This is a genomic window from Lentzea waywayandensis, from assembly GCF_900115955.1.
In the GTDB taxonomy this organism is placed as follows: domain Bacteria; phylum Actinomycetota; class Actinomycetes; order Mycobacteriales; family Pseudonocardiaceae; genus Lentzea; species Lentzea waywayandensis.
On the sequence record NZ_FOYL01000010.1, the window covers coordinates 363914 to 389531 of the forward strand.

The 25618-nt window shown below is 68.7% G+C and carries 17 protein-coding genes, 1 tRNA gene and 1 pseudogene; 9 read left to right on the top strand and 10 right to left on the bottom strand.

Features of this window, described 5'->3' with window-relative positions:
* Nucleotides 1–3: 3 nt before the first annotated feature.
* A complete protein-coding gene (locus BM417_RS33300; RefSeq protein WP_093602720.1) occupies nt 4–375 on the top strand; it encodes a tetratricopeptide repeat protein in 372 nt (123 codons plus the stop codon).
* Here the strand turns inward: BM417_RS33300 and efeB are convergent, their stop codons facing one another.
* Genes efeB through efeU form a run of 3 tightly spaced genes read right to left on the bottom strand, consistent with a single transcriptional unit; the run spans nt 376 to nt 3581 of the window.
* Nucleotides 376–1623, bottom strand: a complete 1248-nt coding sequence (gene efeB / locus BM417_RS33305; RefSeq protein ID WP_093602722.1) for an iron uptake transporter deferrochelatase/peroxidase subunit — start codon at nt 1621–1623, stop codon at nt 376–378. It lies immediately after the preceding gene.
* A complete protein-coding gene (efeO, locus tag BM417_RS33310; RefSeq protein WP_093602821.1) occupies nt 1620–2702 on the bottom strand; it encodes an iron uptake system protein EfeO in 1083 nt (360 codons plus the stop codon). The genes efeB and efeO overlap by 4 nt, the downstream gene beginning before the upstream one ends.
* A 54-nt stretch (nt 2703–2756) precedes the next feature.
* Nucleotides 2757–3581, bottom strand: coding sequence for an iron uptake transporter permease EfeU (gene efeU, locus BM417_RS33315; RefSeq protein ID WP_093602724.1), 825 nt, complete (start codon nt 3579–3581; stop codon nt 2757–2759).
* Between the two features lie 130 nt (nt 3582–3711).
* Here efeU and BM417_RS33320 point away from each other — a divergent pair, with 130 nt between their 5' ends.
* Nucleotides 3712–4530, top strand: coding sequence for a lysozyme family protein (locus tag BM417_RS33320; protein WP_093602726.1), 819 nt, complete (start codon nt 3712–3714; stop codon nt 4528–4530).
* 1403 nt (nt 4531–5933) lie between these two features.
* Here the strand turns inward: BM417_RS33320 and BM417_RS33325 are convergent.
* The 4 genes from BM417_RS33325 to mfd are packed head-to-tail and all read right to left on the bottom strand — an operon-like array spanning nt 5934 to nt 14558.
* Nucleotides 5934–9104: a S41 family peptidase gene (locus BM417_RS33325; RefSeq protein WP_093602728.1), complete on the bottom strand. Its 3171-nt coding sequence runs from the start codon at nt 9102–9104 to the stop codon at nt 5934–5936.
* A 29-nt stretch (nt 9105–9133) separates the two neighbouring features.
* Nucleotides 9134–10054: a MazG family protein gene (locus BM417_RS33330; RefSeq protein WP_093602730.1), complete on the bottom strand. Its 921-nt coding sequence runs from the start codon at nt 10052–10054 to the stop codon at nt 9134–9136.
* On the bottom strand, nt 10051–10992 hold the full coding sequence (locus BM417_RS33335) for a hypothetical protein (RefSeq protein ID WP_093602732.1): 942 nt from the start codon (nt 10990–10992) through the stop codon (nt 10051–10053). Before BM417_RS33335 ends, BM417_RS33330 begins: the two co-directional genes overlap by 4 nt.
* 14 nt (nt 10993–11006) lie before the next feature.
* Nucleotides 11007–14558, bottom strand: coding sequence for a transcription-repair coupling factor (mfd, locus tag BM417_RS33340; RefSeq protein WP_177320728.1), 3552 nt, complete (start codon nt 14556–14558; stop codon nt 11007–11009).
* Between the two features lie 211 nt (nt 14559–14769).
* Here mfd and BM417_RS33345 point away from each other — a divergent pair, with 211 nt between their 5' ends.
* Entirely contained in the window at nt 14770–15303 is a 534-nt protein-coding gene (locus tag BM417_RS33345) for a DUF4291 domain-containing protein (protein WP_093602825.1), read from the top strand.
* Nucleotides 15304–15310: 7 nt separating this feature from the next.
* Nucleotides 15311–16420, top strand: coding sequence for a PQQ-dependent sugar dehydrogenase (locus tag BM417_RS33350; protein ID WP_093602734.1), 1110 nt, complete (start codon nt 15311–15313; stop codon nt 16418–16420).
* A gap of 80 nt (nt 16421–16500) precedes the next feature.
* Here the strand turns inward: BM417_RS33350 and BM417_RS33355 are convergent, their stop codons facing one another.
* Nucleotides 16501–17100, bottom strand: a complete 600-nt coding sequence (locus BM417_RS33355; protein WP_143138896.1) for a TetR/AcrR family transcriptional regulator — start codon at nt 17098–17100, stop codon at nt 16501–16503.
* Nucleotides 17101–17133: 33 nt separating this feature from the next.
* Nucleotides 17134–18075, bottom strand: a complete 942-nt coding sequence (locus tag BM417_RS33360) for an acyl-CoA desaturase (protein WP_093602738.1) — start codon at nt 18073–18075, stop codon at nt 17134–17136.
* Between the two features lie 173 nt (nt 18076–18248).
* Between BM417_RS33360 and BM417_RS33365 the strand changes: the two genes are divergently transcribed.
* The 5 genes from BM417_RS33365 (at nt 18249) to BM417_RS33385 (ending at nt 23764) form a co-directional block, all read left to right on the top strand.
* Nucleotides 18249–19388, top strand: a complete 1140-nt coding sequence (locus BM417_RS33365; protein ID WP_245822317.1) for an alpha/beta hydrolase family protein — start codon at nt 18249–18251, stop codon at nt 19386–19388.
* 88 nt (nt 19389–19476) lie between these two features.
* A tRNA-Gln gene (locus BM417_RS33370) sits at nt 19477–19547 on the top strand.
* 13 nt (nt 19548–19560) lie between these two features.
* The gene (locus tag BM417_RS33375; protein ID WP_245822318.1) at nt 19561–21258 is read left to right on the top strand and encodes a GGDEF domain-containing protein; all 1698 of its coding nucleotides are present in this window, start codon (nt 19561–19563) and stop codon (nt 21256–21258) included.
* Between the two features lie 47 nt (nt 21259–21305).
* Entirely contained in the window at nt 21306–22778 is a 1473-nt protein-coding gene (glmU, locus tag BM417_RS33380) for a bifunctional UDP-N-acetylglucosamine diphosphorylase/glucosamine-1-phosphate N-acetyltransferase GlmU (RefSeq protein ID WP_093602742.1), read from the top strand.
* A 14-nt stretch (nt 22779–22792) separates the two neighbouring features.
* A complete protein-coding gene (locus BM417_RS33385; RefSeq protein WP_030482093.1) occupies nt 22793–23764 on the top strand; it encodes a ribose-phosphate diphosphokinase in 972 nt (323 codons plus the stop codon).
* A gap of 94 nt (nt 23765–23858) precedes the next feature.
* Here BM417_RS33385 and BM417_RS33390 read toward each other — a convergent pair.
* Nucleotides 23859–25078: pseudogene (locus BM417_RS33390) on the bottom strand (IS110 family RNA-guided transposase).
* Between the last annotated feature and the right edge of the window lie 540 nt (nt 25079–25618).

The following is a 25618-nucleotide window of genomic DNA, read 5'->3' on the forward strand; positions in this document are numbered from 1 at the left end:
CGAATGACGGACGGCACCTTCGAGGCGTTTCGGAAGGCCGAGGCGTTGATGGCGCAACGCAGGCCGCTCGACGCGTTGCGCGAGCTGAAACAGGTGCTGGCCGAAGCCGGGGAGGCGCCGTCGGTGCAGCTGCTGGCCGGCCGGGCCTATCTCGGGTCCGCGCAGCTCAACAGGGCCGAAGAGGCGTTCCGCAAGGTGCTCGACCTCGATCCGAGCGACCACTACGCGCGGTTCGCCCTCGGCAAGACCCTGCAACGGCAGGGCCGCCTCACCGAGGCGCTCGCCCAGTTGCGGATGGCGGTCGCGATGCACCCGTCACCCGAGTACCAGGAAGCGCTCGGCGAGGTCAAAGCCCGGCTGGCCCTGGGGAACTGATCACCGGAACAGGCCCTCGCCCCAGAACCCGCCCTCCTGCACGCCCGGCGGCACCGCGAAGTGCCCGGAACCGGTGTGCTCCACGTACTCCATCATGTCGTCCTTTGTGGACAGCGCCTGCTGCATCGGCACGAACTGCGTGCGCGAGTCCCGGTTGAACGCCACGAAGAACAGTCCCGCGTCGAGGTGCCCGAGCCCGTCCGACCCGTCGGTGAAGTTGTAGCCGCGGCGCAGGATCCTGGCGCCGTTCAACGACTCCGGCGCCGCGAGCCGGATGTGCGCGATCTCGCCGATCAACGGGATCCCGCCCGCGCCCTTGACGTGCAGGTCGGGTTCGTCGAACTCCTTCTGCTGTCCCAGCGGAGCGCCCTCGCCCTTGGTGCGGCCGACGATCTGCTCCTGCTCGACGAGCGAGGTGCGGTCCCAGATCTCGATGTGCATGCGGATCCGGCGCGACACCAGGTACGTGCCGCCGACGAGCCAGTCCGGCCCGTCCTCCTTCGACACCCACACGTGGTTCTTGAGATGCTCGGTGTCCTCGGCCTTGATGTTGCGGGTGCCGTCCTTGAACCCGAACATGTTGCGCGGCGTCGCCTGCTCCCGTGTGGTCGAGGACGTGCGGCCGAAGCCGAGCTGCGACCAGCGGACCGCGACCCGCCCGAACCCGATGCGCACCAGGTTGCGGATGGCGTGCACGGCGACCTGCGGGTCGTTCGCGCAGGCCTGGATGCAGATGTCACCGTTGCTGCGCGCGGGATCCAGGTCGTCCTGCGGGAACCGCGGCAGGTCAATCAACCGCTCCGGCCGCCGGTCCTTGAGCCCGAACCTGTCGTCGAACAACGACGGCCCGAAGCCGATGGTGATCGTCAGCGCGGACGCGGGGAGGTCCAGCGCCTCACCGGTGTCCTTCGGCGGAGCCTCGGCGTTGCCGCCGACCGCCCCGTTCTCCGCGGCCTCCTGACCAGCGGTCATCCGTTCCGCGGCGAGCGTCCACTCCTTGAGCAGGCTGATCAGCTCGTCACGGCTCTTCGTCTTCACGTCCAGCGCGACGAAGTGCATGTGGTCCTGCGCGGGCGTGGTGATGCCGGCCTGGATATCGCCGCGGAACGGCACCTTGGCCGCGGCGACGTTCTCGACCTCGGGCGACGACGGCTTGGCCGCCAGCACGCCGGCGGCGGCACCCGCGCCCGCGAGCGCCACACCGGCGCCCGCGAACCCGAGCAACCTGCGACGGGGAACTCCGGTCACTTGGCCGACACCACTTCCGCTACCTTGCTGACCGGCTCGCCGAGCGCGTCGACGGCCTCTGCCAGCGCCTTGATCTCGTCCTGGCTCAGCTCGGTGTAGAGCTTGAACCCGTCACCCTTGCGGTGCTTCTCCAGCGCCTCGTCGAGCGCCTTGAACTTCTCGTCCAAAGTGGACACGAGCGCCTTGTCCTTCTGCTCCGCCAAGGGACGCAGCGCGGCGATCGCGGCCTGCGACCCGTCGACGTTCGCGCGGAAGTCCCACAGGTCGGTGTGCGAGTAGCGGTCCTCCTCACCGGTGATCTTGCCGGTGGCGACCTCGTCGAGCAGTTCCTTGGCACCGTTGGCGAGCTGCACGGGCGTCAGCTCGACGGCCTTCGCCTTGGACACGATCTCCTTGACGTCGACCAGCAACTGGTCCGCGATCTTGTCCGAGTCGGCCTGCAGCCCGGACTCCCACAGGTCCTTCTCCAGGCGGTGGAAGCCGGTGAACGCCATGCCCTCCTCGATGACGTCCTCGCGGCCGTCGATCTTGGGGTCGAGGTCGCCGAAGCTCTCCGCGACGGGCTCGATGCGCTCCCAGTACAGCCGCGACACGGGGAAGAGCGCCTTGGCGTCGTCGACCTTCTTGGCCTTGACGGCGTTGACGAACTCCTCGGTCTTCACCAGCAGCTGGTCGGCCTGCGAGTTGACGTAGCGCCCGTAGCTCTTGGTCGCCTCGGCCAGCAACGCGTTGCCGTCGGTCGACTTCTTGGCGTCACCGGTGACCGTGAAGTCGCCTCGGATGCCGTCGCCCTTCATGCCGGGCTTGCACGCGGTCTGGAACTTGCCGGACTCCGTGACCTCGACGATCAGCTTGCGGGTGAGCCCGGGCCCGATGTTCTCGACCTCGCCGAGGATCCGGTCGCCCTCGGCGTAGAGGTAGAACTCGGTCACCTTGGTGCCCTTGTTGACCACCTCGAACGTGACGTTGCCGGTGCCGGCCTCGGTCCTGGCGACCTTGCACGCGTCGTCACTCGCCTCGACCGCGATGTTGCCACTCGCGCCGGTCGTGCCGCCGTTACCGCTGCACGCCGCCAGCATCGCGAGTGAGCCCAGGATGACTGCTGTCTTGCGCACGGTTGCTCCAGTAGATGATCAGTTGGCCACGGCGACGCGACGGCGCGGCCGGATGAGGAACAGGGACAGCACCACAACCACGTAGCCGACCCACGCGATGGCCTGCAGCACGGACGTCCGCTGCGAGTAGTTGAAGAAGCCCTTGAGCAGCGCCCCGTACCAGGAGTCCTCCGGCAGGGTGTCGCTGATGTCGAACGCCAGCGTGTTCAGCCCGGGCAGGATCGCGGCTTCCTGCAGGTCGTGGATGCCGTAACTGAGCACGCCCGCCGCCACGAACACGAGCAGCACACCCGTGACGGTGAAGAACTTGCCGAGATCGAACCGGATCGCCCCCTGGTAGAGCATCGCGGCGATCACGACGGCCACCAGGATCCCCGACAGGAACCCGATGAGCGGCTCCGTCGTCCCGCCTCCGGCGGCCTGCACACTGGAATAGAAGAAGACCGCCGTCTCCAACCCTTCCCGACCAACGGACAAAAGGGACACAAGAACGATCGCGAAGGGCCCGATTTTGAGCGCTTCGTCCATTTTGCCGCGCAACTCGGACGCAATCGTCTTGGCCGCCCGCCGCATCCAGAAGATCATTCCCGTGACGAACGCGACCGCAATGATCGACATTGTCCCGCCGAACGCTTCCTGCTGCTCAAACGTCATGCCGGCAGCACTGAACGTGATGATCGCGCCGGCCGCTACGGACAGTGCCACAGCGGTCACGACACCGACCCAAACCCACTTGAGCGCGTACCTTCTGCCCGTCTTGACGAGGAATGCGATCAAGATGCTCACCACGAGCGCAGCCTCAAGGCCCTCGCGCAGCCCGATCAGCCCATTGGCAAACAGCATCCCGACGCCTCCACAAATTAGGTCAGCCTTATTTAAGGTAAGGCTCACCTGATTGTCCAGCCGCCATCAGTGCCGGTCTCATCACGCTTCACGCCGCCACCTGCTCCAGGAAGCACGTAGCCTGGGTGCAATGGTCCCGCCGCCGCCCGTCCAGGAACCCGCCCGCCGCAACCGCTCCGGCAACATCTTCGGCCGCATCGTCCTGGTGCTGCTGCTGATGGTCGTAGTAGCCGCGGGCGCCTGGGGCCTGGGCGCCCTGAACCGCAAAGACGCAGCTCCCCTGGGCCCACCCCCGTTCCTGGTCCCCATCCAGGAGGTAGAACCAGGCGCGGCCGCCCCAGGCAACGCCGCCTCCCCGGGAACGACGGCAACCGCCAACCCGTTGGCCGACTGGGCAACCCGAGTAGCGGGAAAAACCGACATCCCAGTCCGCGCCCTGCACGCCTACGCGCAAGCAGACCTGACGATGCAACAGGACTTCCCAGCCTGCCGAATCAGCTGGGCCACCCTCGCGGGCATCGGCCGAATCGAGTCGCACCACGGCAACATCAACGGCGCCCGCCTGCAGGAGAACGGCCTGCCGTCCCGCCCGATCATCGGCATCCCCCTGGACGGCGGCCCAGGCGTAAAGGCGATCAAGGACACCGACGGCGGCCGCCTGGACGGCGACACCACGTGGGACCGAGCCGTGGGCCCGATGCAGTTCATCCCGGGCACCTGGAACCGCTGGGCAAAACGAGCAGCAGGCGACGGCCTACCGGCAGACCCGCAGAACATCGACGACGCGGCCCTCACCGCAGCCCGCTACCTGTGCGGAGGCGGCGCCCGCGACCTGGGCACGGGCCAGGGCTGGTGGGCAGCCGTCCTCACCTACAACAACTCCGTGGAGTACGGCCAAAACGTGTTCAGCGGGGCCGACGCCTACGCACGGGCAAGCGTGCCCCAGTAGCACCACCAGGCAGGCTCACGCAGGGGTCCCCTTGGCTTCAAGCCGAAGGCAAGCCCGTCCGAGCGCGCGATCATGGCAAGCCTGATCGCATGCGAAGCCGAAGGCGAGCCGTCCTTACCAAGCGGTCCGGGTGGGGTGGCTTCGTCACGAGTCGTGCCACAGCTCTTGCTGCATCAGGGAAGGGGTGTCAACTCGACACGCTTTTCGTCGAGTTGACACCCCTTCCCTGATGTGGTCCGCTCTTGGCTCGACTCGTGACGAAGCCACCCCACCAACGCAACCACCAAAGCAACGCAACTCCGCCCAACGCACCAGGCGTGCCATCAACCCACGCACGGCGCAGGCCCCGGCTTTGGATCAGATTGGCGGGGTCTGGGGCGGAGCCCCAGGAAGCAGCCGCCACAGCCGCCCGCAACCCAACCAACGCACACACCCCAACGCAGAAACGGGGCAGCGGCAAAGCCGCCACCCCGCAGGCCAGGCGACCCAGGGACACAGCCGGTCAGTCAAGCCAAACCGGCGGGCAACACCCAACCCCGCACTGCACAACCAATCTGTGCGTTCCAAACACAAGGGGAGGCTGAGGCCAGGCGGAAGAAGGCCTCAGCCTCACCCTCAAACCCCTGCCAAGGGCGCGGAGGACGTGGCCAGATCCTCGGCAGGGAAAACCACAGGCTCCTCACCCGACTCCTCCGAAGGAGGCTCGGTCCGATCACACGGAGGCGCAACAGGCGTGGTGACAGGCGAAGTAACAGGCGGAACAGGATCCTCAGCCCGGGGCGTGGACGGCGGAACCTCAGCAGGCGGATCCACAGGCGGAACCGTGGAAACGGGCGCCTCGACAGGCGGAGGCTCCACACTGGACACAGTGGACTGCACCGAAGTCGTGACCACAGGCGGCGAAGCCGAATCCGAAGAAGGCGGCGAAGCCGGCTCTTCCTCCTCAGGCTCCCCAGGCTCATTCCGCCCAGCAGCAGCAGGCTTGCTACCGGAAACCCGAACAGTCTCGGTGACGGTGGTCCCGACAACCCGAGTCTGAGTGGCCATCCGAGCCGCCCGAACCTCCCGAGCCGCCCCCTCCGCCACCACGGTCTCGGTAACGGTGGCCAGCGAGACCCCGGTCTCGAACGGCTCAGTCCACCACTGAGGGGCAGAGGGCCGAGCGGGCGGAGGCGCGGCCAACGGCGCCTCGACCGGCGACCCCGTCAAGGCGATCAACGCGAACATGCCGCCCAGTGCCAGGAACGGCACGACGACCACGGCCCCGAAACACCCACGGCCACTGCGCGGCTCTTCACGGTGACTCATCTCCAGCACACCCCCGAACGGTGAGAACTGTTCCATCTGGTTGATCGTCCACATGGAACAGTCCGTCACAGTTCTTTAGTCACACGATGGGGTGTTCAGCTCAGCGGCGGCAACTCCGGAGCGTGAGCGGCGGGCGAAGATGAAAGGGTTTCCAGGGCCAACGAAACGGCCTTCTCCAGCTGTGGGTCGCGGCTGGAAACGCGGTCGGACGGCGTCATGACCACCTCGATGTCCGGGTCGACACCGTAGTTCTCCACCGCCCACCCGTGGCCCTTGAAGTAGGACGCGTACCTCGGTTGGGTGACCATCGTGCCGTCGACCAGCGTGTACAGCATGTCGATACCGATGACACCGCCCCAGGTGCGCACCCCGACCACGGGCCCGATCCCGAGCTCCTTGATGGCCACGTTGACGATGTCGCCGTCCGATCCGGCGTACTCGTCGGCCACCGCCACCACGGGCCCACGGGGCGCGTCCTGCGGGTAGGACTCCGACGCCGTGTACCCGCGGGCGACGGACCAGCCGATCACCTTGCGACCGAGCTTCTCGATGACCAACTGCGAGGTGTGCCCGCCACCGTTCTCGCGGACGTCCAACACAAGAGCCTCACGAGCCAGCTCGACCCGCAGGTCCCGGTGCAGCTGGGCCCAGCCGGCGCCCATCATGTCCGGCACGTGCAGATAGCCCACACGGCCACCTGACTGCGCGTGCGTGAACGCACGACGGTTGGCGACCCAGTCGTGGTAGCGCAGAGGCTCCTCATCGGCCAGAGGCACCACCACGACCCGACGCAGCTCTCCACCACCACCGGGACGCACGGTCAGCTCCACCGGCTTCCCAGCGGTCCCCACCAGCAACGCCCCAGGCCCGGCCAACCCGACCGGACGACCGTCCACGGCCACGAGAACGTCTCCAGCGCGCACGGCCACCCCAGGCGCGCACAGCGGCGAACGCGCGTGCGGGTCGGACGACTCGCCAGGAATCACGCGCCCAACGACCCACGAGTCCCCGTCACGCACCAGGTCCGCACCCAGCAGCCCCTGACGACGGGACGCGGGCACGCGCGGCGACTCGCCCCAGACGTAGGCGTGCGAGGTGCCGAGCTCGCCCTGCACCTCCCACAGCAGGTCGACCAGGTCGTCGTGGCTGCCCACCTCGGCCACCAGCGGCCGGTAGCGGTCCAGTTCGCCCTGCCAGTCGACGCCGCCCATGTCGGTGCGCCAGAAGTGGTCGCGCATGAGCCGCCCGTTCTCGGCGTACATCTGCGCCCATTCCAGCGCGGGATCGACGACGACGCGCACGCGGGCGAGGTCGATCTCCACGTAGTCGGCCGAGTCCTCGTCGGCCTTGCTGTCGGACGGCACGACCCGCAGGTCACCGCGGTCCTCGACGACCATCCGCTTGCCGTCGCCGGACACCGCGAACGCGTCCGCGCTGTCCGCCAGGCACTCGGTCTTCTGCTTGCCGAAGTCGTAGCGCTCCAGCGCGGTCCGCGGCGGGCGCGCGTCCGGTGACGCCAGGTTGTCGCCCAGGACGCCGAGCAACGGCCGGCGCAGCCACAGCAGACCGCCGCGAGCCGCCTTCAACGACACGTAGTCGGCGGCCGCGACGGGCACCGGCACCACTCGGTCGGCGAGGCCCTCGAGGTCGACCTTCGTGACCGAGGCCTTCTCGTCGTCGTCCTCGGAGTCCTTGTCCTCGTCGCCAACCGGGCGCCCGCCGTGCATCGGGGCGAACGGCGACGGCGTCGTGGCCGCCAGCGGCACGAGGTGCGGGCGGCAGCCGGTCGGGAACGACAGGTCGAACACGTGCGCGTCGTAGACCGGGTCGAACGTCCGGATCGACAGGAACGCCAGGTACTTGCCGTCCTCGGTGAACGTCGGCGCGAAGTCGGCGAACCGCAACGGCGTCACGTCCACAACGGACAGATCCGCCGCGTTCACCATCTTGATGTGCCGCAACGGAGTCGGCCCAGGATGCGACCACGCGAGCCACGCGGAGTCCGGCGAGAAGGCGAGGTGCGTGATGTGCGCGTTCGCACCGCTGACGACCTCGCGCACCTCACCGGAAGCGATGTCCACCAACAACAAACGGCCGTCGTGCGTGGCAACGGCGACACGCGAGCCATCGGGCGCGGCGGCCAGGGACATGACCCGCCCGAGAGCACCGGAAGCGACGCGGCGCGCGGTGTTGCCCGGCTCGACCCCGCCGACCGGCGCGATCTCCAGGGCCTCCTCGCCCTCGACGTCGGTCACCCACACCACGTGATCGGTCTCGCCGAGCACCTTCGGCAGCCGCGCGCGGACGTCGGAACGGTCGGCCAGCACGCGAACCGGGCCGTCGCGATGCGTCACCCAGTGCACGGAGCCGCGGACCTCGACCGCCGAGGCGCGGCCGGTGTGGTCCACGCTGAACGACTCGATGTTCCCGGAAGCCTTGATGTGCCGGGGTTGCAGGCCGGTGCGCGGCCCGCCGAGCTTGATGTCGAGCTTGCGCAGTTCGGACAGCCCGTCGAGCAGCCACAGTTCGCCTGCCTGGTGGAAGATCACCCGCGAGCCGTCGGTGGAAGCGTTGCGGGCGTAGAACTCCCCGGAGGTGTGGCGCTGGAGGTCGGTGCCGTCCGGCAGCACCGAGAACACGCTGCCGACGCCGTCGTGGTCGGACAGGAACGCGATCCGCCCGTCGACCCACATCGGGTTCGACAGCGACGACTGGAGACCGGAGAGCACGCGGACGAAGTCGCCGGAACCTTCGGTGTCCACCCAGAGCTTGCCCGCGGTGCCACCGCGGTACCGCTTCCACCACGCCGGTTCCTGCATGTAGCTGGAGGACGCGACGACCTGGCCGTCCGGGCCGAACGACACGTCGTTGACCCACCCGTACGGCAGCACCTCGGAAGGTCCGCCGTCCAGTGGAACGGCGTGCGCCTGCTTGCGGTGGCGCGACATCTGTCCCGTGGTCGACACGGCGAGCACTCGCCCGTCCGGAGTCCACCCGGACACGGCCGTCCGGGCCACGCCCCAGTGCGTCAACCGGCGTGCGGGGCCACCGTCCACAGGCGCCACGCGCACTTCCGGTGCGCCGTCGATCCAGCTGGCCCAGGCCAACTGCGTGCCGTCGGGCGAAAACCGGGGCGTGCGGGCCGGTACCTGATCAGCGGACGCGCGCCAGGCCCTTCCTCCGTCGACGGGCGCGAGCCACACGTCGTCCTCGGCCACGAACGTCACCAAGTCACCGCGCAGATGCGGGTACCGAAGGTAAGTCACGAGATCGACGTTAGCCCACGCTCACCGTTTCAGGAGGGCAAAAAACGCCGCCAGTCCTCAGCCGCAAGCGAATCTAGACCTTCGGCCCGTGCCTTGGCCTCCGCCTCGCGGACGTTCGCGGCGAAGCGGCGGCAGACCTGGCGAAGCTCCGTCTCCGGGTCCTCACCCGCGAGCTTGGACAAAGCGGTCACGGCGAACAACGTCGTGCCCGTGTCGTCACCCTCGGGCAGCAGGTCGACGGGGAAGCCCGCGCGTTTGGTGCGCTGCACCAGCTTCGCGGCCAGCGCGACGGCCGGCTGACCCAGCGCGACACCGTCCACACTGGACTCGCGCTGCTTCTCGGCCTGCTTGAGCTCCTCCCAGCGGTGCTGCTGCGAGGTCGCGTCGTGCACCGCCGGATCGTTGCCCTCGAAGACGTGCGGATGCCGTCCGACGAGCTTCGCGACCAGTTCGGACGCGACGGCGTCGATGTCGAACGGATCCTCGGGGTCCTCAGCGGCCACACGGGCGTGGAACAGCACCTGCAGGAGCACGTCACCAAGCTCCTCGCGCATCGACGCGCGGTCGCCGTCCTCGATCGCCTCCAGCAGCTCGAAGGTCTCCTCGACGAGGTACTGGCGCAACGAGTCGTGGTCCTGTTCGGCGTCCCACGGACATCCGCCCGGCGAACGCAGCCGGTGCATCACCGCGGCCGCGTCGAGCAACGCGGCACCCAACGGCTCCGGCGTCGTGATCACGTTCGCGTCCGGATAGGCGTCGGCCGAGGTCGTGATCACCACCGCGCCGTCCGGCACGACGGCGGGCGCGGGCCCGTCGACCCCGAGCGAGGACCAGAACTCCAGCGGCACGCCCTCACCCGCGTAGACGGCCTTGGCCGAGCGCAACGCGGGCAGGGCGGCGGCGGGCAGGACGGCGTCGAGCCGCTCGCTCAGGACGACGACGGTGATCAAGACTTGTTCTTGGTCGAGCTCACACCGACGAAACCGGCGCGTTCGCCGGGGTTGCCGACGATCTGCGCGTTGGTCGGGTCCCACACGCCGTAGCGGGGGTTGACCTCGATGTTCAGGTCCGCGGTGAGGAACTGCGCGATCCGCAGGCCGAAGGCCGCGAGCAGCTGCGGGTCGATGCGCTCGATCAGGTCGTCCTCGCCGGGCGTCGGCGAGACCTTGTTGCGCTCCTTGACCAGCGCGACCATCCAGCTCGACTGCTGCTCGTCGGCGGGGAAGGCGACGACGGTGCCGGGCTTCACGCCCCACAGCATCGTGTGCACCAGCGACGGGTTCTCGGTGACGCGGACCTTCTGGTTCGTCGCCGACGCCTGCTGACCGCTGGTGGTGCGCGGGGCCTCCTGCACGAACCTCGACATCTTCGAGGGGTCGGCGGTGACCTCGGCGGCCTTCTCCTTGGCCTCCTTCGGGTCCTGGACCTGGAAGAAGTCGATGACGACCTCGAGCGTGGAGAGGTTGCGGCGGGCGAGCTCACCCATCACCAGCACGTCGCGCTGACGGCGGTAGATCGTGGTCTCGTCCTGCTCGCTCTGCTTGGCGGCGGCCTCGGGGCCGCCCTTCTCCTTGATCGCGTCGAACACCTTGGTCTCGTCGACGGTGATGTTCTCGAGCTGACCCGCCCGCTCGGCGATCTTGTGGTTGATCTCGTCGGCCAGCACCAGCTTCGAGACCTGGTCGAGCTTGCCCTGGTCCTGCATCTGCTGGGCCGCGGGCTCCTTCTTGAGCACCTTCACGGTCCGGTCCTGGACGGTCTGCAGACCGATCGCCTGGTCCCCGACGATCGCGGCCGAGGTGGCCTTCGCAGGCCCGGTCGCGCATCCGGTGGCGAACAGCGCCACAGCCACACCGACCAGCGAGAAACGCTTCAGAACAGTGCTCACGAGGATCTACCCTCTCACGCCTTGGTGACCGGGGTCACGGGAGTCCCCACGAGTGAGTCGAGGAACGCACCGCACCAGTTCAACAGCTCCTGGTCGCGCAACTGCGGTGCACCCATCCGGCCGCCCGCCGCTCCCTCCGTCGGCCTAGGCACGGTGACCGTGCCCATGGCCTGCTTGTAGACGGCCTTCGGGAACAGCCGCCGCAGCCTGACCAGCTGCGAGTCGAGCAGTTCCAGCTTCGCGAACCGCAGGTTCTGGCCCATCGCGATCACCTCGGTGACCCCGTGACGGCGGCAGGCGTGCCGCAGGCGGGCCACGCCGAGCAGGCGCTCGACCGGCTCCGGCGGCGTGCCGTAGCGGTCCTTGAGCTCGTCCCAGACGGACGTCAGCGCGGCCTCGTCGGACGCGGCCGCGATCTTGCGGTAGGCCTCCAGCCGCAGCCGCTCGCCCGGCACGTACTCGTGCGGGATGTGCGCGTCGACCGGAAGATCGACGCGGACCTCGGCGAGCTCCTCCTCTTCGACGCCGTCCGCCCCGGCGTGCTTGCGGAACGCCTCGACGGCCTCGCCCACCAGCCGGATGTAGAGGTCGAAGCCGACGCCCGCGATGTGACCGGACTGCTCGGCGCCGAGGATGTTGCCGGCGCCGCGGATCTCCAGGTCCTTCATCGCGACGGCCATGCCGGCGCCCAGCTCGGTGTTCTGCGCGATCGTCGCGAGCCGGTCGTGCGCGTGCTCGGTCAGCGGGGTCTCGGCGGGGTACAGGAAGTACGAGTACCCGCGCTCGCGGCCACGGCCGACGCGTCCGCGCAGCTGGTGCAGCTGCGCCAGGCCGAGCAGGTCGCCGCGCTCGACGATCAGCGTGTTGGCGTTGGAGATGTCCAGGCCGGTCTCGACGATCGTCGTGCAGACGAGCACGTCGTACTCGCGTTCCCAGAACCCCTGAATGAGGTGTTCGAGCTTGTCCTCGTTCATCTGGCCGTGCCCGGTCACGACCCTGGCCTCGGGCACCAGCTCGCGGATGCGCTTCGCGGCCTTCTCGATCGTCGAGACCCGGTTGTGCACGTAGAAGACCTGGCCGTCGCGCATCAGCTCGCGCCGGATCGCCGCGCCGACCTGCTTGTCGTCGTATGCGCCGACGTAGGTGAGGATCGGGTGCCGTTCCTCCGGCGGGGTCAGGATCGTGGACATCTCGCGGATGCCGGCGAGCGACATCTCCAGTGTGCGCGGGATCGGCGTCGCGGACATCGTCAGCACGTCGACGTGCGTGCGCAGCGCCTTGATGTGTTCCTTGTGCTCCACACCGAATCGCTGCTCCTCGTCGACGATCACGAGGCCCAGGTCCTTGTACCGCACGTTCTTCTGGAGCAACCGGTGCGTGCCGATCACGATGTCGACCTCGCCGTCCGCGAGACCGGCGATCGTCTGCGCGGACTCCTGCGCGTCGGTGAAGCGGCTCAGTCCCTTGACGTTCACCGGGAACTGGCGCATGCGCTCGGCGAACGTGTTGAGGTGCTGCTGAGCGAGCAGCGTCGTCGGCACCAGCACGACGACCTGCTTGCCGTCCTGCACCGCCTTGAACGCCGCGCGGACCGCGATCTCCGTCTTGCCGTAGCCGACGTCGCCGCAGATGACGCGGTCCATCGGCACGGAACGTTCCATGTCGGCCTTGACCTCGTCGATCGCGGCCATCTGGTCCTGCGTCTCGGTGAACGCGAACGCGTCCTCCAGCTCGCGCTGCCAGGGCGTGTCGCTCGCGAACGCGTGGCCGGGGGCGCTCTGGCGGGCCGCGTAGAGCTGCACCAGCTCGGCCGCGATCTGCTTGACCGCCTTGCGCGCCTTGGACTTCGTGTTCTTCCAGTCGCTGCCGCCGAGCTTGTTCAGCGTCGGCAGCTCGCCGCCGACGTACCGGCTGACCTCGTCGAGCTGGTCGGTCGGCACGAACAGCCGGTCGCCGGGCTGGCCGCGTTTGCTGCTGGCGTACTCGAGGACCAGGTACTCGCGGGTGGCGCCCGCGACCGTCCGCTGGACCATCTCCACGTACTTGCCGATGCCGTGCTGCTCGTGCACCACGAAGTCGCCGGCCTTGAGCGCCAGCGGGTCGACCGCGTTGCGCCGCTTGGACGGCATCCGGCGCATGTCCTTCGTGGACGTACCGCCGCGGCCGCCGGTCAGGTCGGTCTCGGTGAGCACCACCAGCGCGAGGTCCGGCAGCACGAACCCGTCCTCGAGCGCGCCGCGCACGACCGTGACGGTGCCCGCTTTCGGTGCCGCGTCAAGAGATTCGACGCAGACGGCCGAGACTTCGGCCTCCTTGAGCCGTTCGACGGCTCGTTGCGCGGTACCGGCGCCGGGCACGACCAGCACGGCCGCGCCGCCCGTCGCCGTGTGCGCCTTGAGGTCCGCGAACGCGCGCTCGACGTCGCCCTGGTAGGCCTCGACCGGCTTGACGTCGAGGTGCACGACGTCCTGGGAGTCGGTGGTGAGCTGGCTGAGCGTCCACCACGGACGGTCGTTCGCCTTGGCGTGCCCGGAGATCTCGCCGATGCCCTGGTACCCGCTGCGGCCGAGGTCGATCGGCGCCTTGCCACCCGCGGCGGCCGCCATCCAGGACGCTTCGAGGAACTCCTGACCGGTGCGGACCAGGTCGGCCGCGCGGGCCCGGATCTTCTCCGGGTCGTGGAGCAGGACGTGCGTGCCCTTCTCGACGACGTCGGTGAGCAGCTGCAGCTCGCCGGGGCACAGCGCCGGGATGAGCGCCTCCATGCCCTCGACCGCGATGCCGCCCGAGATCTTCTCCAGCATCTCCGCGAGGTGCGCGTCGGACCGGTGCTCCTCGGCCAGCTCGGCCGCGCGGTGCCGCACGTCGTCGGTCAGCAGCAGCTCACGGCACGGCGGCGCGACGAAGCCGGTGACCTCCACCGGCAGCGATCGCTGGTCCTGCACCGAGAACGGCCGGATCTCGCTGACCTCGTCGCCCCAGAACTCGACGCGGAACGGGTGCTCGGCCGTCGGCGGGAAGAGGTCGAGGATGCCGCCGCGCGTCGCGTACTCGCCGCGCTTCTCGACCATGTCGACGCGGCTGTAGGCGTTCTCGGCGAGCCGCGTGATCAGCTCGGCGAAGTCCTGCTCCTCGCCGACCTTCAGGTGCACGGGCTTGAGGTCTCCCAGGCCCGGCGCCATCGGCTGGATGAGGCTGCGGACCGTCGTGACGAGGACCTTGATCGGGTCGCCCTCGGGGTGCTTGAGCCTGCGGAGGATCTGCAGGCGCGCGCCGACCGTGTCCGCGCGGGGACTCAGGCGTTCGTGCGGCAGCGTCTCCCAGCTGGGGAAGAACGCGACCCTGTCCGCGCCGATCAGGTCCTTCAGGACGTTCGTCAGCTCTTCGGCCTCCCTGCCCGTGGCGGTCACGGCCAGCACCGGCCGGACCGTGGACAGCGCGGCGGTGACGAGCGGGCGGGCGGCCAGCGGGCCGTCCAGCTCCAGCTCGGGGACACCGGCGGAGTCGATCAACGTGCGGAGGGCTTTGTCGGGCAGGACACCATCGAGCAGGCCGAGCAGCGGCATGTGAGAAACCCCGGTCGAGTGCGGAATGGCCGGACGATGCGCGAACGCCGGACAGACCCCTGCCTGGGACGAGGGGTCTCACCACCCACCTTAGCTCGTTCCGCGACCCCTTATCGGGTGGCTTGAGCGGGGCTCCGGGAGCGCGGCCGGTTGCGGTTGCCACGGCGAAATCGGGTGGCTACGGCGAAGGACGAGCCGTCACCCTGTGCACGTGTCAACGAGAGAGATCAGGGCTGACTACGACGATCAGTCCATCGTGGTCTACCAGGCCTATTCGCCAGCCATCGCCGACGCTGCCGTGGCGGCGCACCGGTTCGTGCCGCCGTTCAAGACGGAGCGGATGACGTGGATCAAGCCGTCGTTCCTCTGGATGATGTACCGCTGCGGGTACGCCCGGAAGGAAGGCCAGGAACGCGTGCTGGCCGTGCGCATCACCCGCGCGGGGTTCGATTGGGCGGTCTCCAACGCGGTCAGCAGCAGGATCAGCGGCAAGCCGTCGGTGCGCGTGCAGTGGGACCCGGAGCGCGGGTTGAACCACGAGGCGCTGGAGCACCGCTCCATCCAGATCGGACTCGCTCGTGAGGCCTCGGCCATGTACGTCAACGAGTGGATCACGAGCATCACCGACGTGACGGCCCTTGCGCGCGAGGTTCACGACAAGGTGCGTGCGCGAGATCTGGACGGAGCGCGCGCGTTGCTGCCCGTTGAGCGGCCTTACGGAACCTCCACGGCACAAAACGCATAGTTGGGACATGCGCGCACTCGTTGCTGCTGGGTTGGTGCTGGTCCTCGCGGCGTGCTCGTCGCCGGAACCTGGCGGCAACGCGCCGTCGAAGGCTCCCGCGCCGGCCGGGCTCAAGGTCGAGGAGGTCGCGGGCGGCTTCCAGCACGCGTGGGACATCGGGTTCCTGCCCGACGGTTCGATGCTCGTCACCGAACGGCCGGGGCGGATCAAGCTGGTCCGCGACGGCCAGGTCACTCCCGTCGACATCGACCTCACCGACGTGCAGGTGCGCGGCGAGGGCGGCCTGATGGGCCTGGTGATCCACCCGGACAACCAGCGCTTCACCGTTTGCTACAACACGGTCAGGGACGTGCGGCTGGTGACGTTCCGGCTCGACGGCACGAAGGCCACCAAGACCAAGGACCTGCTCACCGGCATGCCGTCGAACCCGAGCGGCCGTCATTCCGGCTGCCGGCCGACGCTGGCGCCGGACGGCTCGATGTTCGTCGCGACCGGGGACATCGCGCAGGCCCGCAACCCGCAGGACAAGACCAGTCTCGGCGGCAAGGTGCTGCGGATCGACCCGGAGACCGGCGAGGGCGCGGCCGGCAACCCCTTCATCACCTCGGCGAACGCCAACGAGCGCCGGGTCTACTCCTTCGGCCACCGCAACGTGCAGGGCGTGGTGTTCCGGCCGGGCAGCGACCAGGTCTTCTCCAGCGAGCACGGGCCGGATGTCGACGACGAGGTCAACCTGGTGCAGAAGGGCGCCAACTACGGCTGGGACCCGTCCAAGGGCGGCACGCAGGCCAGGTATGACGAGAGCGTGCCGATGACCGACCTGCAACGGTTCCCGGACGCGGTGCCGGCGGCGTGGTCGTCGGGGTCGACGACCGAGGCGATCTGCCAGGCGGCGTTCTGGAACGGAAAGCTCGCGATCACCGCGCTCAAGGGCTCGAAGCTGCTGCTCTTCACGCTCGACGCCGCGGGCAAGGTGCAGAACGTGAGCATCCCGGAGGAGCTGAACGACAGGTACGGCCGGCTGCGGGCCGCCCGCACCGCGCCGGACGGGTCGCTCTACGTCACGTCGTCGAACGGCACGGACGACAAGCTGCTCAGGCTCACCGGGACCGCCTGACACCCGGATGGCCGCCCGACCCCTCGACGAACGGCCACCCCGAAGTCCATCGCTTCAGGGGGCCCGGACCGTTTCAGGGTTCAGGAACGGCTGCGCAGCTTGGGCTTGTGCTCCATCGCGGAGAGCCCGTTCCAGGCGAGGTTGACCAGGTGCGCCGCCACCTCGTCCTTCTTGGGCTTGCGCGCCTCCAGCCACCACTGGCCGGTCAGCGCGACCATCCCGACCAGCGCCTGCGCGTACAGCGCGGCGAGCTTGCGGTCGTAGCCCTGCTTGGCGAAGTGCAGGCCGAGGATGTGCTCGACCTGCGACGCGATGTCGTTCAGCAGCGACGAGAACGTGCCGGAGGACGACGCGACGGGCGAGTCGCGCACCAGGATGCGGAACCCGTCCGTCGAGCCCTCGATGTAGTCGAGCAACGCGCAGGCGGCCTGTTCGAGCAGCTCACGCGGGTGCGAGCCGTCGTCGAGGGCCGTGATGATCTGGTCCATCAGGCGCTGCATCTCGCGGTCGACGACGACGGCGTAGATGCCTTCCTTGCCGCCGAAGTGCTCGTAGACGACGGGCTTCGACACGCTGGCGCGGTGGGCGATCTCCTCGATCGACGTCGCGTCGAAGCCCTTCTCGGCGAACAGGGCCCGGGAGACGTCCAGGAGCTGCTCTCGGCGTTCCTTGCCCGTCATCCTGACCCTGACCATCGAGTCAGCCTACAAAGCTCACGTCTTCGCGGTGATCCTGGCCAGCCGCTGTTCACTCGGCCAACGCACGTTCGTCGCCCAGCCGAGTTTCTCGAACACCCAGATCAGGCGGGCCGAGATGTCGATCTGGCCGCGCTTCACGCCGTGCCGCGCGGAGGTCGGGTCGGCGTGGTGCAGGTTGTGCCACGACTCGCCGAAGCTCAGGATCGCCAGCGCCCAGACGTTGGCGGAGCGGTCACGGGCGGCGAACGGGCGGTCGCCGACCATGTGGCAGATCGAGTTCACCGACCACGTGAGGTGGTGCAGGAACGCGACGCGGACCAGGCCTGCCCAGAAGAACGCGGTCACGCCTCCCCAGACCGACCACGTGAGCAGGCCGCCCAGCACACCCGGCGCGGCCAGCGAGATCGTCGTCCACAGCACGAAGTGCTTGTCGACCCACACGATGTCCTTGTCGGCCAGCAGGTCCGGGGCGAAGCGCTCGTGGTTGGTCTTGTCGCGCTTGAACAACCAGCCCATGTGCGCGTGCCAGAAGCCCTTGGCCAGCGCCGCGGGGCCGCTGCCGAACAGCCACGGCGAGTGCGGGTCGCCCTCGCGGTCGGAGAAGGCGTGGTGGCGGCGGTGGTCGGCGACCCAGTCGATCACCGGGCCCTGCAACGCCATCGAGCCGGCGATCGCGAGCGCGATCTTCAGCGGGCGCTTGGCCTTGAACGAGCCGTGCGTGAAGTACCGGTGGTAGCCGATCGTCACGCCGAGGCCGGAGAGGTAGTAGAAGCCGACGAACAGGGCCACGTCGACCCAGCCGAGGCCCCAGCCCCACGCGAAGGGGACGGCGGCCAGCAGGGCGATGAGGGGAACGATGACGAACACGTACACGCCGGACTGTTCGGCATTACTTCGTCGTTTGCCGAACAGCGGTTTGGGGCCCTGATCCGTGGACTGGTTCACCGTCGTCGTCATGCGCGAACCTCGGGGGGTGAGGGGACGGACGTACCTACGCGACCGTAACTTACGGAAGCGTAAGTTAGGTTGCCCTGCTTTCGCCATACCCCGCCTGGAAACTCACGGACAGTTCTCAGAATCAGCACGCTGTGTCGCCTGGAATCGAGACCTCGACCCGGCATCATCGGATGATGGCCAGACGCAAGATCATCCGGATCACCGTGACCTCGTTGCTCGTCGTGCTCGTGCTGGTCACAGCGGCTCTGGGCGTCGTCGGCTGGTATTACAGCGGTGAGCTGCTGGAACCGGAGGAAGTGCCGCGGCGCTACCCGGAGACCGCGCTCGGCGTGGACGAGAAGAACGTCGTTCTCGCCGAATCGAAGCTCACGACGCTGCGCGGCACGTTCGGCATCGTCTGGCCCGGCGGCACCGCGAAGGTCGGCGACGTCGCCTCGAACAGGGACGGCCGCGTGGAACGTCCTCTGCTCGAAGGCACCGCACCGCCGGAGGGCACGAAGGTGCGCATCGAGACCGACGTCTACGAGGGCACCCCCAAGACGTCGCTCGGCCTGGTCTACAGCGACGTCGCGGTCCCCGGCGAACTCGGCGACATGCCCGCGTGGTTCGTCCCGGGATCGAACCAGGACACGTGGGTCATCACCGTGCACGGGCGGGGCGCGTCGCGCGAAGAGGCACTGCGCGTGGTGCCTCAGTTGCACGGCGCCGGGTTGCCCGTCCTGCTGATCACCTACCGCAACGACGCCGGCGTGCCGAAGTCTCCGGACGGCCTCTACCACCTCGGCGACACCGAATGGCACGACGTCGAGGCCGCCATCAGGTACGCGCAGGGCCAGGGCGCGAAGAAGATCGTGCTCTACGGCTGGTCGATGGGCGGCGCGATCGTCGGCCAGACGCTCGCCAGGTCCGGGCTCGCGGCGGCCGTGACGGGCGTGGTGCTCGACTCCCCCGTCACGAACTGGACGCAGACGCTGAACCTGCAGGCCGCGAACCGGGGCGTGCCGACGTGGCTCACGCCCGTGGCCGAACTGGTCTCCGGCTGGCGCGCGGACATCGACTTCGACCGGTTCGACCTGATCCGCAACCCTCCGGCGCTCAAGCCCCCGACGTTGCTCATCCACGGCTCGGCGGACGGCACGGTGCCGGCCCAGTCCTCGCGCGACCTCGCGACGGCGGCGAGCGGGCTCGGGTGGCCGTTGCAGTACGTCGAGATCCCCGGCGCCGACCACACTTCGGGGTGGAATGTGGCGACCGACACGTACCGGGGCGCTCTCGGCGACTTTCTGACCAGGTCAGTCGGCGCGAAGCCGTGATCTTGAACTGAGCCGACTGAGTGGTGGTTGGACAAGAAGAGGACCACTCGTGACAACATGTGCCCTGAGCGGACGCGAGTTCGCTCATTCCGCCATGGTGTAAAGGCAGCACCTCTGATTTTGGTTCAGATGGTCCAGGTTCGAATCCTGGTGGCGGAGCTGGGCACGGTCAGTGTGGTCTTTGGGAGGTGCGAAGCTGCCCGAGGAAACGGTCGACGAGCAGGGCAACGTGGGCCACCGCCATCACGAGATGTCCGACGCGTGGCTGGTTGGTCGCGCGTCCGAACTCGTCGCCGTGGCCCAGAGCAGCCACCTCGCCGCACAGCTCGACGCGGCCTCCGAGATCGACCACATCCTCGCCGAGGCGCAGGGTCGTGGTGAGCCCCGCATCGTCGCGCAGCTGCTCCGAGCCGCGGCCGTGGTCAGGCTGGTCACGCCGGGTCTCGTCGACATGTCCGACCCGCAGCTCGACGAGATGCTCGCCCACTGCCGCCGCCACGGCCTGATCGTGCTGGAGGCGGACGCGCGGGCGTTGCGCGGACGCCGGTTCCTGCTGGGCAACGCCGAGGACAAGGCGCTGACCGAGATCGCGTCGGCGCTCGCGATGATGCTCGACGAGGAACCCGAGGTCGACCCGGTCTTCGACAAGCGGATCTGGGACCAGCTGCTCGCCACGACGCTGCAGGACATCGCGCTCGTGCTCACCCAGCTCGGTGTCTACGAGATGGCGGACGACGTGCTGGCGGGCGCGAACAACGCGTTGCGCGAGAGCGGTCAGCCGCACCAGATCTACGTACACCTGGTGAACCGGGCCCGGCTGCGGATCGGCTGGGGGCTGCGACTCGAACGGGTGAACCTCCACGACGCCGCGCACGAGCAGTTCAAGGTCGCCTCCGGACTCGCCGAGGCCGCCGAGGTGCCGTTCCGGCAGTCGCTGCACCCCGGCAGGCGCGACCTCGACGCCGCCGAGCAGGTGCCGATCCTCGGCGCCGCCCACGCGCTGACGAACCCGAAGGAAGGCCACCTCGACCGGCTGTGGTCGTTGCGCGGCCTGTCGATGTACGCGCGGGAACTGATCATCGTCGCGATCGCGCTGGCCCGGTGCCTGGTCGAGGCGAACCGGCTGGACGACGCCCTCAAGGTGCTCGACGACACCCGCACGCAGATGGAGCACGACACGTCGGAACCGTCGCTGGTGCTGTCGCTGGAGCGCGAGTACGCGCACATGAGCGGACCGCACACGACGTCGGCGTTGCAGGCCTACAACGCGGCCCTGGAGCTGGAGCTGTGGCAGATGCGGGAGTCCCGCGTGGCCACGTTGCAGACGCGCCGCGAGCACGAACGGCTCACGCGCGCGCACGGTCAGATAGCGCAACAGGCGTTGCAGGACCCGCTGACGGGGCTGCCGAACCGCCGCGCGCTCGACGACAAGATGGGCGAGCTCATCGCCGGTCAGGTCGATCCGTTCTCGATCGCGCTGGTCGACCTCGACGGGTTCAAGGGCGTGAACGACCGGCATTCACATGCCGAGGGTGATGATGTTCTTCGGGTGATTGCCAGCACACTCCGGCAGGCCCTGCGGGGTGACGACATGGTCGCCCGCTACGGCGGCGACGAGTTCGTCGTGCTGCTGCCGGGGGCCCCTCTGCACGCCGCGGAAGCGGCACTCGGCCGGGCCGTGGATGCCGTGGCAGGCCTGCCAATCGACCTCTCCCGGGGCGTGACGCTGTCGGTCGGCGTCATCTCGCTGCGCCCCCGCGAATCCGCCAACCAGGCCCTGTCACGGGCGGACTCGGCGATGTACGTGGCGAAGCGTCAAGGTGGCTGCCAGGTTGCGGCCGTGGCCGGGGAGCCGTCCGCGGAGGCTTAGGCTGGTCCGCGGACTTCGAAACACCCAGCCTGTTAGGGAGAGCATTGATGCTCGAGGGCCCTGTCAGCACGGTCGTGCTCGCCGCCGGGGAAGGCACCCGCATGCGGTCGTCCACGCCCAAGGTGCTGCATCGGATCGCCGGACGCTCACTCGTGGAACACGCGGTGCGCGCGGCGGCCGGCACAGATCCCGACCACCTGGCCGTCGTCGTCGGCCACGGCCGTGAAGCCGTCACCGAGCATCTGGAGACCCTCGCGGGTGCACTCGGGCGCAAGGTCACCGTCGCGGTGCAGGCCGAGCAGAAGGGCACCGGGCACGCCGTCTCGTGCGGCCTGGCCGAGCTGCCCCACGACCTGGGCGGAACGGTGATCGTCAGCTACGGCGACGTGCCGCTGCTCGACACCCAGACGTTCACCGCGCTGCTGGCCGAGCACTCGGCGGCGGGCAACGCGGTCACCGTGCTCACGGCCGTGCTGGAGAACCCCACCGGGTACGGCCGGATCGTGCGCGACTCCGACGGAACCGTGCAGCGGATCGTGGAGCAGAAGGACGCCTCCGACGTCGAGCAGCTGATCAACGAGATCAACTCCGGCGTCTACGCGTTCGACGCGGCGGTGCTGCGCGACGGCCTCTCGCGGTTGTCCACCGACAACGCGCAGGGCGAGCTCTACCTGACCGACGTCCTGGGCATCGCCCGCGGCGACGGCCTGCGCGTCGGCGCGCTGATCGCGTCCGACCCGTGGCTGGTCGAGGGCATCAACGACCGCGTGCAGCTCTCCGCCGTCGGCGCCGAGATGAACCGCCGCATCGTCGAGGGCCTCATGCGCTCCGGCGTGACCGTCGTCGACCCCGCCTCGGTGTGGGTGGACGCGGACGTGCGGGTGGGCCAGGACGCGCTGATCGAGCCGAACGTGCAGCTCCGCGCGGGCACGGTGATCGGCTCCAGGGCGACCGTCGGCCCCGACACGACGCTGTCCGGCGTGACCGTCGGCGAGGGCGCCTCGGTGATCCGGACCCACGGCAGCGACTCGGTGATCGGCGACAGCGCGTCCGTCGGCCCGTTCGCCTACCTGCGTCCCGGCACGTCGCTGGGCGTGAAGGGCAAGATCGGCACGTTCGTCGAGACCAAGAACTCGCAGATCGGCGACGGTTCGAAGGTCCCCCACCTGTCCTACATCGGCGACGCCACGATCGGCGACCACAGCAACATCGGTGCCGCCTCGGTGACCGTCAACTACGACGGCGTGAACAAGCACCGCACGATCGTCGGATCCCACTGCCGCACCGGCTCGGACAACATGTTCGTAGCGCCGGTGACCGTGGGCGACGGCGCGTACACCGGCGCGGGCACCGTCCTGCGCCGCAACGTCCCACCGGGCGCGCTCGCCGTGTCCGGAGGCCCGCAGCGCAACCTCGAAGGCTGGGTCCTCAGCCGTCGTGAGGGCACGGCCGCCGCTCAGGCAGCAGCCGAGGCCCTGGCGAAGCAGAATGCCGACGAGAACACAGAGGAGGGTCGCTGACCGTGAACCCGCAGATGCCCGGCACACCGAAGAAGAACCTGATGCTCTTCGGCGGGCGTGCCTACCCGGAGTTGACGGAAGAGGTCTCGAAGCACCTCAACGTCACGGTGACTCCTCAGTCGGCCTACGACTTCGCGAACGGCGAGATCTTCGTCCGCTTCGAGGAGTCCGTGCGCGGCTGTGACGCCTTCGTCATCCAGTCGCACACCGCGCCCATCAACCAGTGGCTGATGGAACAGCTGATCATGGTCGACGCCCTGAAGCGGGCCTCCGCCAAGCGCATCACCGTGATCATGCCGTTCTACCCGTACAGCCGTCAGGACAAGAAGCACCGCGGCCGCGAGCCCATCTCCGCCCGCCTGGTAGCCGACCTGTTCAAAACGGCAGGCGCCGACCGCCTAGTCTCGGTAGACCTGCACACCGCGCAGATCCAGGGCTTCTTCGACGGCCCGGTAGACCACCTGTGGGCAATGCCGCTGCTGGCCGACCACATCCGCGGCAAGTACGCGGGCCACGAGATCACCGTCGTCTCCCCGGACTCGGGCCGCACCAAGCTGGCCGAGAAGTGGGCGGACACCCTGGGCGGCACGCCAATCGCGTTCATCCACAAGACCCGCGACCCACTGCGCCCGAACGAGGTCGTCTCGAACCGCGTCGTAGGCAAGGTCGAGGGCCGCCTCTGCATCGTGATCGACGACATGGTCGACACCGGCGGCACCATCGCCGGCGCGGTGAAGCAACTCCTGAACGAGGGCGCCTCCGACGTGGTGATCGCCGCCACGCACGGCATCCTCTCCGGCCCGGCCACCCAACGCCTGCAGGACTCGGGCGCCCGCGAGGTCGTGTTCACCGACACGCTGCCAATCCCAGCGGAAAAGCGCTTCCCGAACATGACCGTGCTCTCGATCGCACCACTACTGGCCCGCGTGATCCAGGAAGTGTTCGAAGACGGCTCCGTCACATCACTGTTCGACGGCAACGCCTGAGAGCTGTTCCCCAGTGGGGGCCTTCCGCAGTCCAAAGGACGCGGGAGGCCCCTCTGCTTTAGCGAAGCCGAAGACATCCCAGTTGCTGGGGCTGTCAAGCGGCTGCGGTGGTGTGGTGTGCCCAGGCGGTGGTCTCGTCGTAGGTGGTGCGGGTTTTGAGGCAGCCGTGCAGGATGCCGACGAGGCGGTTGGCGAGTTGGCGCAGGGCGGCGTTGTGGCTGCTGCCGCGGGCGCGTTGCTGCTGGTAGTAGGCGCGGGCGCCAGGGCTGACCCGCATGGCGACGAACGCCTGGGCGATCAGGGCGTCGAGGAGCCGGTCGTTGTGGACGTGCCGGGCCCGGACGGTGCGTCTGCGGCCGGAAGCGACGGTGAGCGGGCTGGTGCCGGCGTAGTTCTTGCGGGCTTTCGCGCTGACATAGCGGTCAGGGTCGTCCCCGAACTCGGCGAGCACCCGAGCACCCAGAACCGCGCCCATCCCAGGTTGGGACAGCACGATCTCAGCGTCCGGGTGCCGGCCAAAATGGGCCTCGACCTCGCCCTGCAGGCCGGTGATCTGCTCGGCCAACGCGGCCAGGATCGCGATCGTGGCACGAGTGGTGGCCGCGTAAGCGGCGGTCACCACCGGCGGCCGGCCCAGGTGCTCGGTGCGCAACGCGGCTTGGATCCCGGCGGCCCTGGTGTCGACGTCACGACGCCGGGCCCGCGCCAGCGCGCCGCGGATCTGGTTGAACGACAACCTCTTCGCGGTGTCCGGATCAGCCGCCCGGCCCAGCAGCTCCAGCGTGTCCGGCGCGTCCAGATCAGCAAAGGCTTCCAGCGCGGCCGGGAAGTACTCACGCAAAGAATGCCGCAGCCGCAGCGTGTGGCGGGTGTTGTCCCAGATCAATGTCTTGTGCACCCGCGCGACCACCTTGATGCCCTCGACCTCGGCCGAATCGCCCGCGACCGGCCTCAGCCGGTGGGCATCAGTGCGGACCATGTCGGCCAGCACATGCGCGTCCCCGCATCACTCTTCGCACCCGACACCACATGCCGGTCCCGGAAACGGGCCACCGACAACGGATTCACCGCGAACACCGTATATCCGGCCGCGACCAGCGCGGCCACCCACGGACCCCGATCCGTCTCGATCCCGACCCGCACCTCCACGTCCTCGACATCGGCATCACCCGAATGCTCGGCGATCAACGCGTGCAACCGGGCCATTCCCGCCACGCCTTCGGGCAACCGGGCCTTCACCAGACGACGCCCGCCGACATCCATCACCTCGACATCATGGTGATCCTCGGCCCAGTCATCACCGATCAGCAACAGCATCTCGCCCTCCCCGCTCGCACCTCACCAGCACCGGCAGCAGCAGCGGGAGAACCATCAGCGACCTAATGAACAGTGCTCACACCCCTGAGAATGGGCACGACATCCCAGCAGCGATCACGTTCTCCCGGCACCAGCGAGGGCACGATCTTCGGCAAGGACTCAACAGTCCAGGCGAGCAGAGTGCTCACCCACCAGCACTACCAGAAACGAGCCTGCCAGACGACCGGCCCACCACTCATTAGGCGAGCCGTCCTTACCAAACGGGCCGGGCGGTGGGGTCCCGTCACGAGTCGCACCACAGCTCTTGCTGCATGCAGGTAGGGGTGTCAACTCGACACGCTGTTCGTCGAGTTGACACCCCTACCTGCATGTGGCCCGCTCCTGGTGCGGCTCGTGACGGGACCCCACCGCCAACGCACCCCTCAAAGCAACGCGCAGCCGCCCAACCCAACAGGCGTGCCATCAACCCACCCGTGGCGCCCTCCCCCGATCAGATTGCCGGGGGTCTGGGGGCAGAGCCCCCAGGGGAAGCACGCA

Coding starts and splice junctions, on each gene's coding strand:
- BM417_RS33300 (WP_093602720.1), top strand. CDS start 4: ATGACGGACGGCACCTTCGAGGCGTTTCGGAAGGCCGAGGCGTTGATG.
- efeO (WP_093602821.1), bottom strand. CDS start 2,702: ATGCTGGCGGCGTGCAGCGGTAACGGCGGCACGACCGGCGCGAGTGGC.
- efeU (WP_093602724.1), bottom strand. CDS start 3,581: ATGCTGTTTGCCAATGGGCTGATCGGGCTGCGCGAGGGCCTTGAGGCT.
- BM417_RS33320 (WP_093602726.1), top strand. CDS start 3,712: ATGGTCCCGCCGCCGCCCGTCCAGGAACCCGCCCGCCGCAACCGCTCC.
- mfd (WP_177320728.1), bottom strand. CDS start 14,558: ATGCCGCTGCTCGGCCTGCTCGATGGTGTCCTGCCCGACAAAGCCCTC.
- BM417_RS33350 (WP_093602734.1), top strand. CDS start 15,311: ATGCGCGCACTCGTTGCTGCTGGGTTGGTGCTGGTCCTCGCGGCGTGC.
- BM417_RS33355 (WP_143138896.1), bottom strand. CDS start 17,100: ATGACGGGCAAGGAACGCCGAGAGCAGCTCCTGGACGTCTCCCGGGCC.
- BM417_RS33360 (WP_093602738.1), bottom strand. CDS start 18,075: ATGACGACGACGGTGAACCAGTCCACGGATCAGGGCCCCAAACCGCTG.
- BM417_RS33365 (WP_245822317.1), top strand. CDS start 18,249: ATGGCCAGACGCAAGATCATCCGGATCACCGTGACCTCGTTGCTCGTC.
- glmU (WP_093602742.1), top strand. CDS start 21,306: ATGCTCGAGGGCCCTGTCAGCACGGTCGTGCTCGCCGCCGGGGAAGGC.
- BM417_RS33385 (WP_030482093.1), top strand. CDS start 22,793: ATGCCCGGCACACCGAAGAAGAACCTGATGCTCTTCGGCGGGCGTGCC.